Raw genomic sequence first — 14306 nt, forward strand, 5'->3', positions numbered from 1 at the left:
ACCTCTACTTGCCGGAGTACATGCCGAGTGCGCGGAACTTGTCGTAGCGGTCGCGCACCAGCGCGTCCGGATTCAGCTCCGCCAGCTGGCCCAGGTGCTTGCGCAGCGTCTTGCCCAGCGCTTCCGCCGCCTTGGCCGGGTCGCGATGCGCGCCGCCCGGAGGCTCCGGAATCACCTCGTCGATGATCTTCATCTCCAGCAGGTCCGGCGCCGTGGGGCGCATCGCGTCCGCGGCCTTGTCCGCCTTGGTCGCGTCGCGGAAGAGGATGGAGGCGCAGCCCTCCGGGGAGATGACGGAGTAGACGCTGTTCTGGAACATCAGCACGCGGTTGCCCACGCCGATGGCCAGCGCGCCGCCGGAGCCGCCCTCGCCCACCACGGTGGAGATGATGGGCACGCGCAGCCGGCTCATGACCTCCAGGTTCATGGCGATGGCCTCCGCCTGGCCGCGCTCCTCCGCGCCGATGCCCGGATACGCGCCCGGCGTGTCCACGAAGGTGAGGATGGGCTTCTCCATCCGCTCGGCCAGCTCCATCAGCCGGCGCGCCTTGCGGTAGCCCTCCGGGCGCGGCATGCCGAAGTTGCGCGCCATGTTCTCCTTGGTGTTGCGCCCCTTCTGGTGGCCGATGAGCATCACCGTCTTGCCATCGAAGCGCGCGAAGCCACCGACGATGGACGGGTCCTCGCCGAAGTGGCGGTCGCCGCACATCTCGAAGAAGTCCGTGAAGAGGTAGTGGACGTAGTCCAGGAAGTACGGGCGCGCGCTGTGGCGCGACAGCTGCACCACCTGCCAGCGGGTCAGGTCGCTGAAGATCTCGGTCTGGAGCTTCTTCGCCTTCTTCTCCAGCTTGGAGATTTCGGAGGAGAAATCCACGGTGCCGCTGGTGGAGAGGACCTTCAGCTCCTCGATCTTCTTCTCCAGCTCGATGAGCGGGCGCTCGAAGTCGAGCGCGTAGCCAATGCCGGTTGCCATGGCGCCGAACTAGCACCAGGGTTCAGGCCTTTCAACGCGCAAGCGGTTACGCACCCCCCTGGAATGTCCAGGAGGTCCGCCCGTCTGGAGCCACATGGTCCTCGCCCTCTCCCTGCTGGCCCTGACGCTGTCCGCCGCTCCGGCCGCGCCTCCTTCCGGCCGGGCCCTCAACACGCAGGGGTTCCGGCTGTACCAGTCCGGCCGTTATCCAGAGGCCCTGGAGAAGTTCCAGGCCGCTGCCCAGGCCACCCCGGACTACGCCCTGGCCCACTACAACGCCGCGGCCACCCTGGGCCTCCTGCGCAAGCAGGGCAAGGTGTGCGAGTACAGCGCCCACCGCGACGTCATCGTGGAGAAGCTGGCCACCGCCGTGCGCCTGGACGCGCGCCGCCTCCAGCGGGCGAAGGAGGACCGGGACCTGGACGTCATCCGGGACACGCTCGGCTGGCAGAAGCTGCTGGGGCGCACGCCCCAGAAGGAGGCCGACGTGCCGGCCCTCCTGCGGGCGGTGTCCTGGTACGGCCCCGGCGTGGGCGTCTACGGCACCGTCCGTGCCCTGAAGTTCCAGGACGGGGGCCGCGTGGAGCTGTGGAAGCGGGACGTGGACGACTCCGGCACGCCCCGCGAGTCCCGGACCCCGGGCACGTACACCGTCAAGGGCCGCACGGTGGAGGTGAAGCTCCCTAACGCCGCGCCCGTCACCGGAACCCTCAGCGAGGCGGGCGCCCTCACCTTCCCGGAGCCCCTGGGCGGCTTCACCGACAGCCCGTCGGAGTGCGACGCCTGAGGCCAAGTGACGTCCCGTGCACGCCTACCCGCGTCCAGGGGACACCGCCCTGGCGCGCCTGCCTGCCGGTGAGCACCTTGCTCCTGTAGCCGAGGGGGGAAGCCGTGCATCGACTCAACGCCAGACACTGGGGGCTGGCCGCCATCATCGCGGTCGCGCCCTTCATCCTCGCCTTCGTGCTGGGAGCCTCGGCGCCCCAGCTGCTGGAGCCGGTGCTCGGCACGCCGGTGGGTGGGCTGAGCTGGGGACTGGCCACGGTGTTGGGACTCGTGGGCGGTGCCCTCTTCGCGCGCATCCTCGCGGCGCTGCAGCGCCCGCGCATCCAGGCATCGCCGGTGCTGCGGGTGCTGGGCACGGTGGGCGGCGCCAGCGTGGTGGTGGCCCTGTGCATCGTGCCAGCGGTGGCGCTGATGCTCCTGGGTCCGGGCTGGGTGCTCCATCAGCACCTTCAGGTGCCGGCGGCCCGGACGGTGCGCTCACTCGAGGCGACCGCCGTGGACCTGCTGGGCCAGGCGCGCCGGGCGAATCCCCACCGGCTGCCCCTGTCCCTGCTCCTGCCGGGCCCCCGCTGAGGAGCCCGGCGCGGCGGAAGACTCAGGCCGCCTTGACCTTCGCCGGCGGCGCGGACAGCGCGTACCAGGCGGTGCGGAACGCCTTCAGCTCGCGCAGCCCCGCGGGGTGACGGCCCAGCGCGGGCGCCATCGTCACGGGCAGGCCAATCTTCTTCTCCATGGCCTTGGCCGCGTTCAGCTCCAGCTTGCGGCGGTTCTCGCACTTCTCGCAGGTGGACTTGGGGCCCACGCGGTTGACGAGCACCCGCTCCACCTGGAGCTTGCGCTCCTTGAGGTACTCCACCAGCCGCTCCGTGCGGGTCGACGCCAGGTCCTCGCCGCGCGTGACGACCACGAAGCGCGACTCGCTGGGGGACGCCAGCGCGTCCTCGAAGCGCTTCACGTGCTTGAGCATCGCCGCCAGGTCATCCGCCAGCTCGCCCAGGCCCTTGGCGCGGTGCTTGTTGAGGATGCCGTGCAGCGCGCCCAGCCACGTCTTCGCCGTGTCCGCCAGCTCCACCACGCGCACGTTCGTCACCTGCGGCGACGAGTCCACCACGATGCGCTTGAACCGCTCCTGCACCAGCGCGTCCGTCAGCACGGACATGGCCGCCAGCTCGTCGATGCCCGGGGGCGCGCACTCCAGCAGGTTGCGCAGATAGAGCAGGTCCGCCGGCACGTCGTTGCCCGCCTTGGGCGCGCCCTCGAAGGCCTTCTCCGCCTTCTCCTTCAGCCGCTTGCGCAGGGCGTTGAACCAACCCGCCATGTCCAGCTCGCGCGCGTACAGGCCCTTGGTGCCCTTCACCTGCGTCTCGGTGTCCGTCAGGCGGCTCTGCAGCACGTCCGACAGCGAGTGCGCGGGATCCGTGGAGATGAGGAGCACCGGCCCCTCCTTCTCCGTCAGCGTCACCGCCGCGGCGGCCGCGCAGGAGGACTTGCCCACCCCGCCCTGCCCCACGAAGAAGATGAGCCGCGTGGGCGGCAGCGGAGGCGCCGCGATGGGAGGCATGGACGGGGCGCGCACCAGCGCCGGAGGCCCTTCAGCCGCGCTGAACTCCAGCGCCTTGGTCTCCTTGCCCGCCGCCCACTCCTTGGCGAACTCCTTCAGCCCGTCCAACCCCCGGGGCGCCACCTCGCGGCGGCCCAGCAGGTTCACGGGCACGGTCTTGTCCAGCGCCTGGTACTTGCGCACGTGGGGGGCCTGCAGACCCCGGCGGCCCTGACACGCCGGACAGCCCTCGTGGTCCTCCACCTGATTGACCACCACCTCCGTCACCGGCAGACCGCGCTCGCGCAGCTGGGTGAAGTACATGCGCGTCTGCGCTTCCGGCACCGGCTCAGCGAGCGTCACCAGGTGGAAGGCCGTGCGCGCGGGGTCCTTCAGCAGCGCCAGCAGCTTCTCCGCCTTCTGGCCCACCTGATCCAGGAAGCCGGCGGGAGTCGCCTCCGCCGCGGCGGCGGCCTTCTTGCCCTTTCCGCTGGGGGCCGGGGCGGCGCGGTCCTGGCCCGCCTTCACGAAGCCCAGGAACTTGCGCAACTGCGCCGGCATGTCGAACAGGCGCAGCGTGTGGCTGGTGGGCGCCGTGTCCACCACGATGCGATCGTAGTCGCCGGAATCCAGGAGCTCCACCACGTGGAAGAGGGCCACCAGCTCCTCCAGCCCAGGCACCGCCTGCTGGTAGAGCTTGCCCATCTCCTCGTCCGACAGGTGCGTGCCCTTCACCGCCGCCTTCGCCAGCGCCGGCAGGTACTCCGCCAGGAACGGCTTGAGCAGCGCGGGCGGGTTCAGCTCCGCGCCGAAGAGGCCGCCCTCGCCCTTGCCCGCCTGGAGCTTGGTGGGCTTCGCCGGCAGCTTCTTCTTCACGAGGTCCGACAGGGACTGGACCGGATCCAACGAGACGACCAGCACCCGGTGCTTGGGCACTTCTTCGGAGAGCCTCACCGCGTACGCTGCCGCAAGCGTGGTCTTGCCGACCCCGCCCTTGCCGCCGAAGAAGTGAAGTACTCTCGCGTCGCTCATTGCGTTGTGGCCTTCCTTGTGCCCCCCCGGCGGCACCCCAGATGACTCACGTCGGACGACCGCACCATGGGGGGCGGACGTGGCCCGAAATGAAACGTCCCGGCCGGGCCCTCACCAACGGGTGGGAGAGGCCGGATGATCCCCCGTCCAGGGGGGAAAAGTCAAGAATTGACAGGGGTTTTCGAGACCTCCCCCGCCCGCTTAAGCCGGCTTGGGGAGGCCCCGTGCGCGCTCTCCAGGAGCCCTGCCAAGGGCCCGGAATCCGGGCCTTCTTGCCTACCCATCAGGTCAGCGGCAGGCAGCCGCCAGGCCCCGACGGGGCGCGGATCAGCGGGTCAGGAAGCTGCTGGCGCTCATGGGGCCGTCGTTGCCCTGTCCACCCAGAGGGCTGCCGCCACCCGGGGTGCCCTGGGCACGGTTCTCCGCCGCGTAGCGGTTGAGCTTGTTGTAGAGCGTCTTCTCGCTCACCCCCAGCACCTCCGCCGTGCGGGCCTTGTTGTTCCCGTTCCGCTGGAGGCTGCCCAGGATGTACTCGCGCTCCACGGCGTCCAGGCTCAGGCCGAACGGCAGCTTGAACGTGTGGCGCTCCGGGCTCTTGCCTGCCATGTCGGGCGGCAGGTGCTCGCGGGTGATCAGCTCCCCGTCGCAGAGGATGACGGCGCGCTCCACGGCGTTGCGCAGCTCGCGGATGTTGCCCGGCCAGTCGTAGTTCTTGAGCACCTCCATCGCTTCCGGGTGCACGCCGGAGACGCGCTTGGCGGAGTCCCCGCGGAACTTGTCCACGAAGTGCTGGACCAGGATGGGCACGTCGTCCCGGCGCTCGCGCAGGGGCGGCAGGTGCAGCTGGAACACGTTGAGGCGGAAGTAGAGATCCTCGCGGAAGCGCTGGTTCTTGATCTCCTGCTTCAGGTCGCGGTTCGTGGCGGACAGCACGCGCACGTCCACTTCGATCTCCACCTTGCCACCCAGGCGGCGCAGGCGGCCCTCTTCCAGCACGCGCAGCAGCTTGGCCTGCAGGTCGATGGGGATCTCACCCAACTCGTCCAGGAAGAGCGTGCCGCCGTGGGCCATCTCGAACACGCCCGGGCGGCGCTGATCCGCGCCGGTGAAGGCGCCGCGCTCGTGGCCGAAGAGCTCGGACTCAATCAGCGTCGCGGGGATGGACGCGCAGTTGATGGCGATGAAGGGCTTGTCGCGGCGCAGGGACAGGTTGTGCACCGTGCGAGCGACCACTTCCTTGCCCGTGCCGGACTCGCCGCTGATGGAGACGCTGGCCTTGGAAGGGGCCACCTTCTCCATCATCTCGATGACCTTGCGCATCCCGGTGGAGCCGGCGATGAGGTCCGTGGAGCCCAGCTGCTTGAGGCGGCGCCGGAGCGTCTGCACCTCGCGCATGGTCTCCTTCTTCTCCAGCGCGCGGTCGATGCAGACCTTGAGCCGCGCGGTGTCCAGCGGCTTCACGATGAAGTCGTAGGCGCCCTCGCGGATGGACTCCACGGCGGTGTCGATGGTGCCGCGGCCGGTGAGGAACACGACCGGGCAGTCCGGCAGCTCCTCGCGCAGGTTGCGCAAGAGCCACAGGCCATCCGTCTCCGGCATGGCGAGGTCCGACAGGACGACGTCGGGCCGGAACTCACCGGCCTTGCGGAGGGCGTCATGCCCGTCGAACGCGGTCTCGACCTTGTGACCCCAGGCGGACAGCATCTCCGCCAGGGCCTCGCAGGTCTCACGTTCGTCATCCACGGCCAGGATTCGTGCGCTGCCCAAGGTGAAAACCTCCACTGCGATGAAGCGTGATGAAACCGGATGGAAGACCGACCGCGCCCGAAGGGGAGAACCTCAGGTGCGCGGGAACACGAGGCGGCACGTTCCCGCCTCCACGAAGAACTCGATGCCCAGCTGGGCCGCGCGGAGCGTCAGCGCGGCCACGGTGTCCGACGCTCGCTCGGGCGCCGAGGAGCCGTCCGCGACCTCCAGCACCGCGTTCGGCCCTTCCGCGCGGACCGAGACGACCACCGTGGAGCCGGACTCCGCGCGATGGAAGGCGCGCATCAGCACCTGCACCAGGAAGAAGCCCAGCTCGGTGGTGTCCTCCAGGTGGGCCTGCACGTCCGGCTCTATGTCGCGCTGGACCTGGAGGCGGCGCCGGCGGCTTTCATGGCCCAGCACGTCCAGGGCCTTGCCGGTGGCGTCCGACAGCGGCGCGTCCCCGGAGGGGCCCGCTCCGCGAAACACGATGAAGTCCGAGAAGAGCTTGAGCAGGCCGTCCACGCGGGCGATCTGCTCGCGCATCGCCTTGAGGTTCTTCTCCTGGGTGGCCGGCACCTGGCCGGACTCGCCCTTGAGCTTCTCGGAGAGCACCTCGAGATGGATGGCGAGCGCGTTGAGCGGGTTGCGCACGTCGTGCAGCAAGCTGTCCATCAAGGGCGGAACCGCGTCGTAGCGGGCCGCGCCCACCACCGGGTCCGACACTTCCTGGACAGAAGGCACACTGATAGCCATGAGAGATGAGTTAACCACCTGGAACTCCTAGGAATTTCCGTCGCCCCACCCCCGCCGCCGCCCTACCGAGCCAGGATTTAGGGAGCACCCCAGGGATCGTCAACCCTGGGTCGGTAATTCTTGCCGGAGTTCTAAAATTCCCGTGTCGGAACAGCCACTTACGACCTCTCGCAAGTGTCATTCAACGAACGGGAACCCCATCCCGGGCGATCAGCGTGTCCAGGGGTTGTCCACCCCCGGACAGCGCGTCGGCCCTCAGGTCCCGGTGGCGGGCGAGGGCGGCTGAGCGGCGGCGCCCACGCCCACGAGCTGGAGGCCCAGCCGGGCCGCGTACTCGAAGATGCGCGGGTCCCGGTAGAACTCGCCAAAGACGATGCGGGTGCAGCCGCTGTTGGCGATCAGCTTGAAGCACGGCCAGCAGGGGCTGGCGGTCGTGTAGATGGTCGCCCCGTCGATTCCGACGCCGTTCTTGGCGGCCTGGATGATGGCGTTGGCCTCCGCGTGGACGGTGGCCACGCAGTGGCCGTTCTCCATCATGTGGCCCACTTCATCGCAGTGGGGCAGGCCGCGGATGGCGCCGTTGTAGCCGGTGGACAGGATGGTCTTGTCCCTCACCAGCACCGCGCCCACGTGCTTGCGGTCGCAGGTGGCGCGCGTGGCCACCTGCTGGGCGATGTCCATGAAGTACTGATCCCAATTGCCCCGAGCGGACATGCGCGTGAACCCTCCAGCGAAAGAGCCCGCAGCTCTAACGCTGGATCAAGCCCGCACCAATTTCTCGGTCCGGGGCCGTTGGATCAGCGACTCGCCGTCTTCTGAGGCCCCGCACCCTCCGCGTCCGCGGAGCGCTCCAGCAGCCGGCCGAAGCCCTTCGCCTGGAGGAAGCCGCGCACCTTGGCGCTGGGCGCGGCGAACGTCTCGCCGGGCATGGGCACGTCGAAGCTGAAGTTCTGGGAGGCGACCTCGAAGTCCACCTTCGCGGTGCGGTAGCCCTCCACGATGGCCAACAGCCTCCCCGTCTCGATGCTGAAGATGCCACCGCCGGAGGCCCCGTAGCCGATGGGCGCGTCCGTCTTCAGCATGCGCGGGTGCTTCGTCTCCTTGTCCCACTCCACCTGGGACACCATGCCTCCGGAGATGGACAGCGCGCGGCCGTACGGGGACGCCGCCACCACCACGTCCTCGCCCGGCTCCGGTTCGTCGTCCGCGGCCAGCTCCGCCACGGGCCACGTCACGCCCGTCACGCGCAGCAGCGCCAGGTCCACGTCCGGCACCTGGCCCGTGGCCACCACCTCCGCCAGGTACTCGTGCGTCTCCGCGCGCCGGTCCAACACGACCTTGAGCACGGGGTCCTTCAGGTCGCCCTGCTCCACCGCGTGCGCGTTGGTGAGGACATAGCTGACGGGCCCGGCCTCACCGGCCTCCGTGCCAATGACGACGCCCGACGCCGAGCGGCGCACCTTGCCGTCCTCCGTCGTCACCAGCCGCACGTTGAGCGGGAGGATGCGCCGCACCATCGCCTTGCGCGTGGGCTGCGGCGTGGGCTCGGGCCGGGACAGCGCCCGCTCCACCCGGAGCGGAGCCTGCGTGTGCGTCGCGACCGGAGTGTCCTCGGAGGACTGCGACGGGGCACCAGCGCACGACACGAGGGCCCACAGGAGGGGGGTGCCCAACAGCAACCGGTTCATCAACACTCCAGGCGCAAGGATGAGGAGGGACGAAAAGACGACGACACACGCGCAACTCGGTGCGAAGCCGCATCATCCCGAGCCCTGGCCCGGATTGGGAAGCAGACGAGCAGGCATCGGCTTCCTGGATGCCTGCCCTCCGCCACCCGTCAGGTGTAGCGCTGACGCATCAGGAACAGGATGGCGTCCTTCGCGCAGAACTCGCAGTAGCCGTAGCGCTCCGCCATCGTCTTCAGCGTGTCCTGCACCTGAGTCTGCTCGCGCGAGGAGAGCTGGTTGCGGTCCTCGGAGAGGTACTTGAGGACGTTCTCCTTGTTCTTGCGCAGCACGCGCTTGCGCTCCTCGAAGTAGTGGTCGCGCAGGCGCTTGAACATGTCCGGGAAGATGCGCGGGTAGTCCATGGCGCCGTCCGGGTTGTCCAGCCGGTGCGCGCCAATGCTTGCAATCAGCCCGCGGCGGAAGTCCGCGGGGGCCTCGCCCTGCGGCATCACGATGGCCTCCACCTCCGCCATGCGCGCCTCGTCCGGCTTCTCCGATTCGCCCGTCACGCGGTTGCGCATCTTCTCCCCGCGCACCCAGTGGCTGACGCTCTGGATGTAGCGCTCCACCAGCTCGCGGTACTGGCCTTCCGACACCAGACCCATGGAGTCGCGCACCTCCGAGTCCACGCGGTCCAGGTACGTGCCCTCCACCACGCGCACGAACGTTTCGTGATCGTGGTAGCCGTCCATCACCTCCTGGAGGAGGAACTCGTAGACGCTCTTGTCCTTGCAGAGCGCGTGCAGTTCCTCCAACACCGCCAACGCGTGGAGGCACTTGAAGTCGGGGTTCTGCGCGGCGTTGAAGAGGGCCGTCTTGATTTCGCGCGCGCTCGCGCCGGAGCGCCCCTCGTAGTTGGGGTACGCGTCGGACTCCTCGTACATCTCCTCGCGCAGCTTGAGCAGCTCCTTGGTGTTCGCGGAGGACAGCCGCGCGGGCACGCCCGCGTCCTGGTACAGGTGCAGCTTCTCCACCGGCGCCACCTGCTCCACCAGCGGCTTCACGTTGGCCGGGTAGCGGTCCGGGATGGGCTTCTTCAGGCGCGTGAGCACCGCCCACATCGCGGCCACCTCCGTGGCGTGCGGCGCCACGTGCTTGCCCACGGATGTCGCGGTGATCTGCGCGTCGTAGATCTCCTGCTCGACCTTGTAGCGGCGCAGGTACGGCACGCGCACCAGCTCGATGCGGCCCTTGAACGACGCGAAGTCCGGCAGCTCCTTGAACGCGTTCAGGTGCTTCTCGTTGGAGGACGCGATGAGCACCTCGTCCAGCTGGAGCACGAAGGGCTCCAGGGGCACCTCGCCCGTCTCACTGAAGCCCAGCAGGTACTTGAAGGCCTCCAGCGGGCGCTTGAGCAGGTCCGCGTACTCGATGAGGCCGCGGTTGGCGTGCACCAGCGGACCGTGCGGCTCGAAGAGCACCGTGCTGTGCAGCGCGGCCGGCATGTTGAGCTGGGTGCGGTCCGCGGAGATCTGCTGCGCGGCGGCGTCCACGCTCATCTGCGGCTCCACCGTCACCGTGCCCACCTGGTAGCGGCGTGACACGTAGAAGCGCTCCACCTGCACGTGGCGCAGGACCTTGAGGTAGTCCCCACCGTAGGAGTTGAGCAGCGCGGTGTAGATGCGGCGGCACTTGGCGCACAGCTCGCCGTCGCGCACGTAGTCGGACAGGATGAAATCCCCCGTCGACCCGTCACCGTTGCCCAGCCCCTTCTTCTTGAGCGCACCCTCCAGCAGCGCCTTGCGCTCCGTGGGGGGCACCGCGAACAGCGGATGGTCGCGCAGCTCACAGGGCATGCGCAGGTCCAGGGCCTCCGCGTCCAGGTGGGCGTACGTGGTGAGCTCACCCTCGGCGGTCTTCGCGCCCGCGCGCTCGCCGAAGCCGATGGAGCCCTTGATCAGCTTCTCCGACGGGAAGACCCACGCGATGCGGTAGAGGGCCCCTTGAGGCTGACGGGAGTAGTCCTCCATGCCCTGCTTCAGCGCGTTGACCAGGCTGGACTTCGCGCTGCCGTTGGGGCCGTGCAGCATGATGAGCTTGTTGATGCGGCCGGCGCGCACGAAGTTGCCCAGGATGCGGTAGAGGGCGTTCTGCACCTCCTCCTGCCCGGCGACGCGGCCGTCATGTTCCGCGGACGGGACGTCGAAGACCTTGAAGCGCCGGATGGTGCCGGTGGGGTGCGGCACCATCTCCGTGCCGTAGTGGTCCATCACGTCCCGCAGGTACTGCGCCGCGTTGCGCGACTGGCCCTTCGGGTCCGTGAAGAAGAGCGACAGGTACTCCTCGAAGGACAGGATGGACCGGTTCTTGACGAAGTCGGCGCTGACCTGTGCGCCCACCTCCTGCAGATAGCCCTTCGCTTCCACGGCGGCTCCCCTCTGTGGATGGGTGGTCTCTCGGATGTAGCCACGGCGCTTCGCCGTCGCATGTGAACCCCTGGGGCTGACCTTCGTTCCCGGCCCTTGGGATGTAAAGCGACCCGCCCTGCCCTCGCGGGCGGTGTGTTCGGGGTCGCGCGCTTGGATGCCGGCCGTGTCCCACCCGACCAGGCGGGCGGCCCGGGGTGGAAGGTCCAGGCGCGCTGGAAGTTTGAGGACGTCCGTCGGATGACGGATGGTTCGCGATTCGCGGACCCGGGACGGGTGAGATACGGTCCCGGCAAGCCACACCCCATCCGCCGCAACGCCTCACCCGGAGCCCACACGCGATGCACAAGGAGCCCATCATCGGCATCGACCTCGGCACGACGAACTCGTGCGCGGCGATCGTCGAGGACAGCGGGAACGTCAAGCTCATCCCCTACAAGGGCGGCGAGTACACCATCCCCTCCATCTTCGCCATCGACGACAAGGGCAACGAGCTCATCGGCTTCGAGGCGAAGCGCCAGTGGCAGCTCAACCCGCGCAACACCGTCTACGGCTCCAAGCGCCTGGTCGGGGTCAACTTCAGCAGCGACGTCGTCGGCACGATGAAGAAGGCCGTCGCGTACAACATGCGCGCCGGCACCAAGAACGACGTCACCCTGGACGTCGGCAAGAAGGAGTTCACGCTCCAGGAGATCAGCGCCAAGATCCTGGGGAAGATCCGCGACGTCGCCGCCAACTACCTGAAGACGCCCATCAAGCGCGCGGTGGTGACGGTGCCCGCGTACTTCAACGACCGGCAGCGCCAGTCGGTGAAGGACGCCGGCAAGCTGATCGACCTGGAGGTGGTGCGCATCATCAACGAGCCCACCGCGGCGGCGCTCGCCTACGGCGTGGGCAAGACGTTGAAGGAGAAGGTCGTCATCTACGACCTGGGCGGCGGCACCTTCGACGTCTCCATCATCGAAATCCGCGACCGCGTCTTCGAGGTGAAGGCCACCGGCGGCGACGTGTTCCTGGGCGGCATCGACTTCGACAACGCCATCATCCACCACGTCCTCAAGGACTTCGCGGCCAAGACGGGCATCGACCTGGCCACGGATCCGGTGGCCATGCAGCGCATCAAGGACCTGGCCGAGCGCACGAAGATTGACTTGTCCGCGCGCGAGGAAGTGCCCTTCAACATCCCCTTCATCACGATGACGGCGCAGGGCCAGCCGCTGAACATCGAGATGAAGTTCACGCGCAAGATGCTGGAGCAGCTGACGAACCAGCTGGTGGACCGCACCCTGCAGATGGTGGCGCGCGTGCTGGTGGACTCGGGCCTGTCCACCAAGGACATCGACGAAGTGATGCTGGTGGGCGGCCAGACGCGCATGCCCGTCGTGCAGGACCGGCTCACCAAGTTCTTCGGCAAGCCGCCCAGCAAGGGCGTGCACCCGGACGAGGCGGTGGCCATTGGCGCGGCGCTCTACGCGCACTCGCTCGAGGACAACACCAACCTGCGCATCCAGCTGTTGGACGTGATTCCCATGGCCATTGGCCTGGAGCGCGGCGACGGCGGCTTCCACGTCGTCTTCCCGCGCAACGCGTCCATCCCCAACGCCAAGCAGCTGCTGGCCACGACGAGCATCGACAACCAGACCGAACTGGCGATGCGCATCTACCAGGGCGACCACGACACGGTGGCGCGCAACGACCTGCTGGGCGAGTTCACCTTCTCCGGGATCATGCCCGCCAAGGCCGGCACGGTGAACGTGGAGATCATCTTCGACGTGAGCGTGGAGGGCATCCTCACCATGCGCGCGAAGGACCCCGCCACCGGCCGCGAGATGAAGACCACGGTGCGCGTCACGCAGAACTGAAGCACCTGGCGCCAGAAACACCACGGCGCCCCTGCCTGCGTGAGGCGAGGGGCGCCGGATGGAATCACAGACCGTCTGGGGGAAACCTCAGGCGGTCTTCTTTTCCTTCTCCATGACGATCTGCGGAGGCTCGTGCTTGGTGATCACCTGTTCGGTGATCTTGCACTCCTTGACGCCCTCGCGGAACGGCACGTCGTACATGATCTCCAGCATGGCGTCCTCCATGATGGCGCGCAGGCCTCGCGCTCCGGAGTGACGGCGCATCGCCTCGCGAGCGATGGCGCGCAGCGCTTCCTTGGTGAAGGTGAGCTTCACCTTCTCGATCTCGAACATCTTCTGGTACTGCTTCACCAGGGCGTTCTTCGGGATCGTGAGGATGGTGACGAGGTCATCCTCCTTCAGGTCGTTGAGCGTCGCGATCATCGGCAGACGGCCGATGAACTCCGGAATCATTCCGAACTTCATCAGGTCTTCCGGCTCGGTCATCGCCAGCAGCTCACCCACGCTGCGCTCTTCCTTGTGGGTGATCTTCGCGCCGAAGCCCAGGCCCTTCTCACCCACGCGGCGTTTGATCACGCCGTCGATGCCGTGGAAGGCACCGCCGCAGATGAAGAGGATGTTGGTCGTGTCGACCTGGACGTACTCCTGCTGGTTGTACTTCTTGCCGCCGCGCGGGGTGACGTTGGCGCGGGTGCCTTCGATGATCTTCAGCAGGGCCTGCTGCACGCCCTCGCCGCCCACGTCGCGGGTGGCGCTGGGCATGTCGCCCTTGCGCGCGATCTTGTCGATCTCGTCGATGTAGACGATGCCGCGCGCGGCCTTCTCCACGTCGTAGTCGGCGTTGTGGAGGAGGTTCTGGATGATGTTCTCGACGTCCTCACCCACGTAGCCGGCCTCGGTGAGGCTGGTGGCATCCGCGATGGTGAAGGGGACGTTGAGGAAGCGCGCCAGGGACTGCGCGAGCAGCGTCTTGCCAGAGCCCGTAGGGCCGATGAGCAGGATGTTGCTCTTCTGCAGCTCCACGTCCTCGCCGCCAGGGGCCTTCACCCCGGGGCGCGGCCGGGCGGTCGGCTTCTTCTGATAGATGCGCTTGTAGTGGTTGTACACCGCGACCGAGAGGACCTTCTTCGCCTGGTCCTGGCCGATGACGTAGTCGTCGAGGAACGCCTTGATCTCCAGCGGCGTGGGCAGGCTGACCTGCGGCTTGCCTTCCTCGCGTTCGTTCTCGTCCGCGATGATGTCGTTACACAGCTTGATGCACTCGTCGCAGATGTAGACCGTGGGTCCGGCAATGAGCTTGCGGACCTCGCGCTGCGACTTTCCGCAGAACGAGCAGGACAGGTTGACGTGGTGCTCCTTCTTCACTGCCGCCTCCGAGTTCGCCGGTCCCGGTTCGGGACCTTCTCCACCGACCACCACACTCCATCACCCCGCGAAGCCGCCCACGTCTTTCGACGGCTTCAAGCCCACCTACAGGCCCTGAACCCACTATAGGGCCCTCCCCTTCGGGCAGGAAGC

General features: G+C 68.0%; 11 protein-coding genes. 3 read left to right on the forward strand and 8 right to left on the reverse strand.

Features of this window, described 5'->3' with window-relative positions:
• Nucleotides 1-4 precede the first annotated feature (4 nt).
• On the reverse strand, nucleotides 5-973 hold the full coding sequence (locus D7X99_RS16370; protein WP_120577691.1) for an acetyl-CoA carboxylase carboxyltransferase subunit alpha: 969 nt from the start codon (nucleotides 971-973) through the stop codon (nucleotides 5-7).
• A gap of 94 nt (nucleotides 974-1067) precedes the next feature.
• On the opposite strand from D7X99_RS16370, the gene D7X99_RS16375 reads away from it, so the two are divergent.
• On the forward strand, nucleotides 1068-1760 hold the full coding sequence (locus D7X99_RS16375; protein ID WP_121778632.1) for a tetratricopeptide repeat protein: 693 nt from the start codon (nucleotides 1068-1070) through the stop codon (nucleotides 1758-1760).
• Between the two features lie 104 nt (nucleotides 1761-1864).
• On the forward strand, nucleotides 1865-2332 hold the full coding sequence (locus tag D7X99_RS16380) for a hypothetical protein (protein WP_121778633.1): 468 nt from the start codon (nucleotides 1865-1867) through the stop codon (nucleotides 2330-2332).
• 22 nt (nucleotides 2333-2354) lie between these two features.
• Here D7X99_RS16380 and D7X99_RS16385 read toward each other — a convergent pair whose 3' ends face one another.
• From D7X99_RS16385 to D7X99_RS16410, 6 genes are all read right to left on the reverse strand, one after another.
• Complete coding sequence (locus D7X99_RS16385) at nucleotides 2355-4331, reverse strand: ArsA family ATPase (RefSeq protein WP_121778634.1); 1977 nt, start codon at nucleotides 4329-4331, stop codon at nucleotides 2355-2357.
• A 327-nt stretch (nucleotides 4332-4658) separates the two neighbouring features.
• On the reverse strand, nucleotides 4659-6098 hold the full coding sequence (locus D7X99_RS16390; protein ID WP_120563019.1) for a sigma-54 dependent transcriptional regulator: 1440 nt from the start codon (nucleotides 6096-6098) through the stop codon (nucleotides 4659-4661).
• 72 nt (nucleotides 6099-6170) lie between these two features.
• The gene (locus tag D7X99_RS16395; protein WP_169822133.1) at nucleotides 6171-6833 is read right to left on the reverse strand and encodes a HAMP domain-containing histidine kinase; all 663 of its coding nucleotides are present in this window, start codon (nucleotides 6831-6833) and stop codon (nucleotides 6171-6173) included.
• 255 nt (nucleotides 6834-7088) lie between these two features.
• Complete coding sequence (locus D7X99_RS16400; protein WP_120563017.1) at nucleotides 7089-7547, reverse strand: cytidine/deoxycytidylate deaminase family protein; 459 nt, start codon at nucleotides 7545-7547, stop codon at nucleotides 7089-7091.
• 83 nt (nucleotides 7548-7630) lie between these two features.
• On the reverse strand, nucleotides 7631-8521 hold the full coding sequence (locus D7X99_RS16405; protein WP_121778635.1) for a serine protease: 891 nt from the start codon (nucleotides 8519-8521) through the stop codon (nucleotides 7631-7633).
• A 149-nt stretch (nucleotides 8522-8670) separates the two neighbouring features.
• A complete protein-coding gene (locus D7X99_RS16410) occupies nucleotides 8671-10926 on the reverse strand; it encodes a PrkA family serine protein kinase (RefSeq protein ID WP_121778636.1) in 2256 nt (751 codons plus the stop codon).
• A gap of 341 nt (nucleotides 10927-11267) precedes the next feature.
• Between D7X99_RS16410 and D7X99_RS16415 the strand changes: the two genes are divergently transcribed.
• Nucleotides 11268-12788 (forward strand): Hsp70 family protein, encoded by a 1521-nt coding sequence (locus D7X99_RS16415; protein ID WP_121778637.1) that lies wholly within the window; start codon nucleotides 11268-11270, stop codon nucleotides 12786-12788.
• 87 nt (nucleotides 12789-12875) lie between these two features.
• Here D7X99_RS16415 and clpX read toward each other — a convergent pair whose 3' ends face one another.
• On the reverse strand, nucleotides 12876-14153 hold the full coding sequence (gene clpX, locus D7X99_RS16420; protein ID WP_120577682.1) for an ATP-dependent Clp protease ATP-binding subunit ClpX: 1278 nt from the start codon (nucleotides 14151-14153) through the stop codon (nucleotides 12876-12878).
• Nucleotides 14154-14306: the final 153 nt, after the last annotated feature.

The sequence above is a fragment of the Corallococcus sp. AB032C genome, from assembly GCF_003668935.1.
Lineage (GTDB): Bacteria > Myxococcota > Myxococcia > Myxococcales > Myxococcaceae > Corallococcus > Corallococcus exiguus.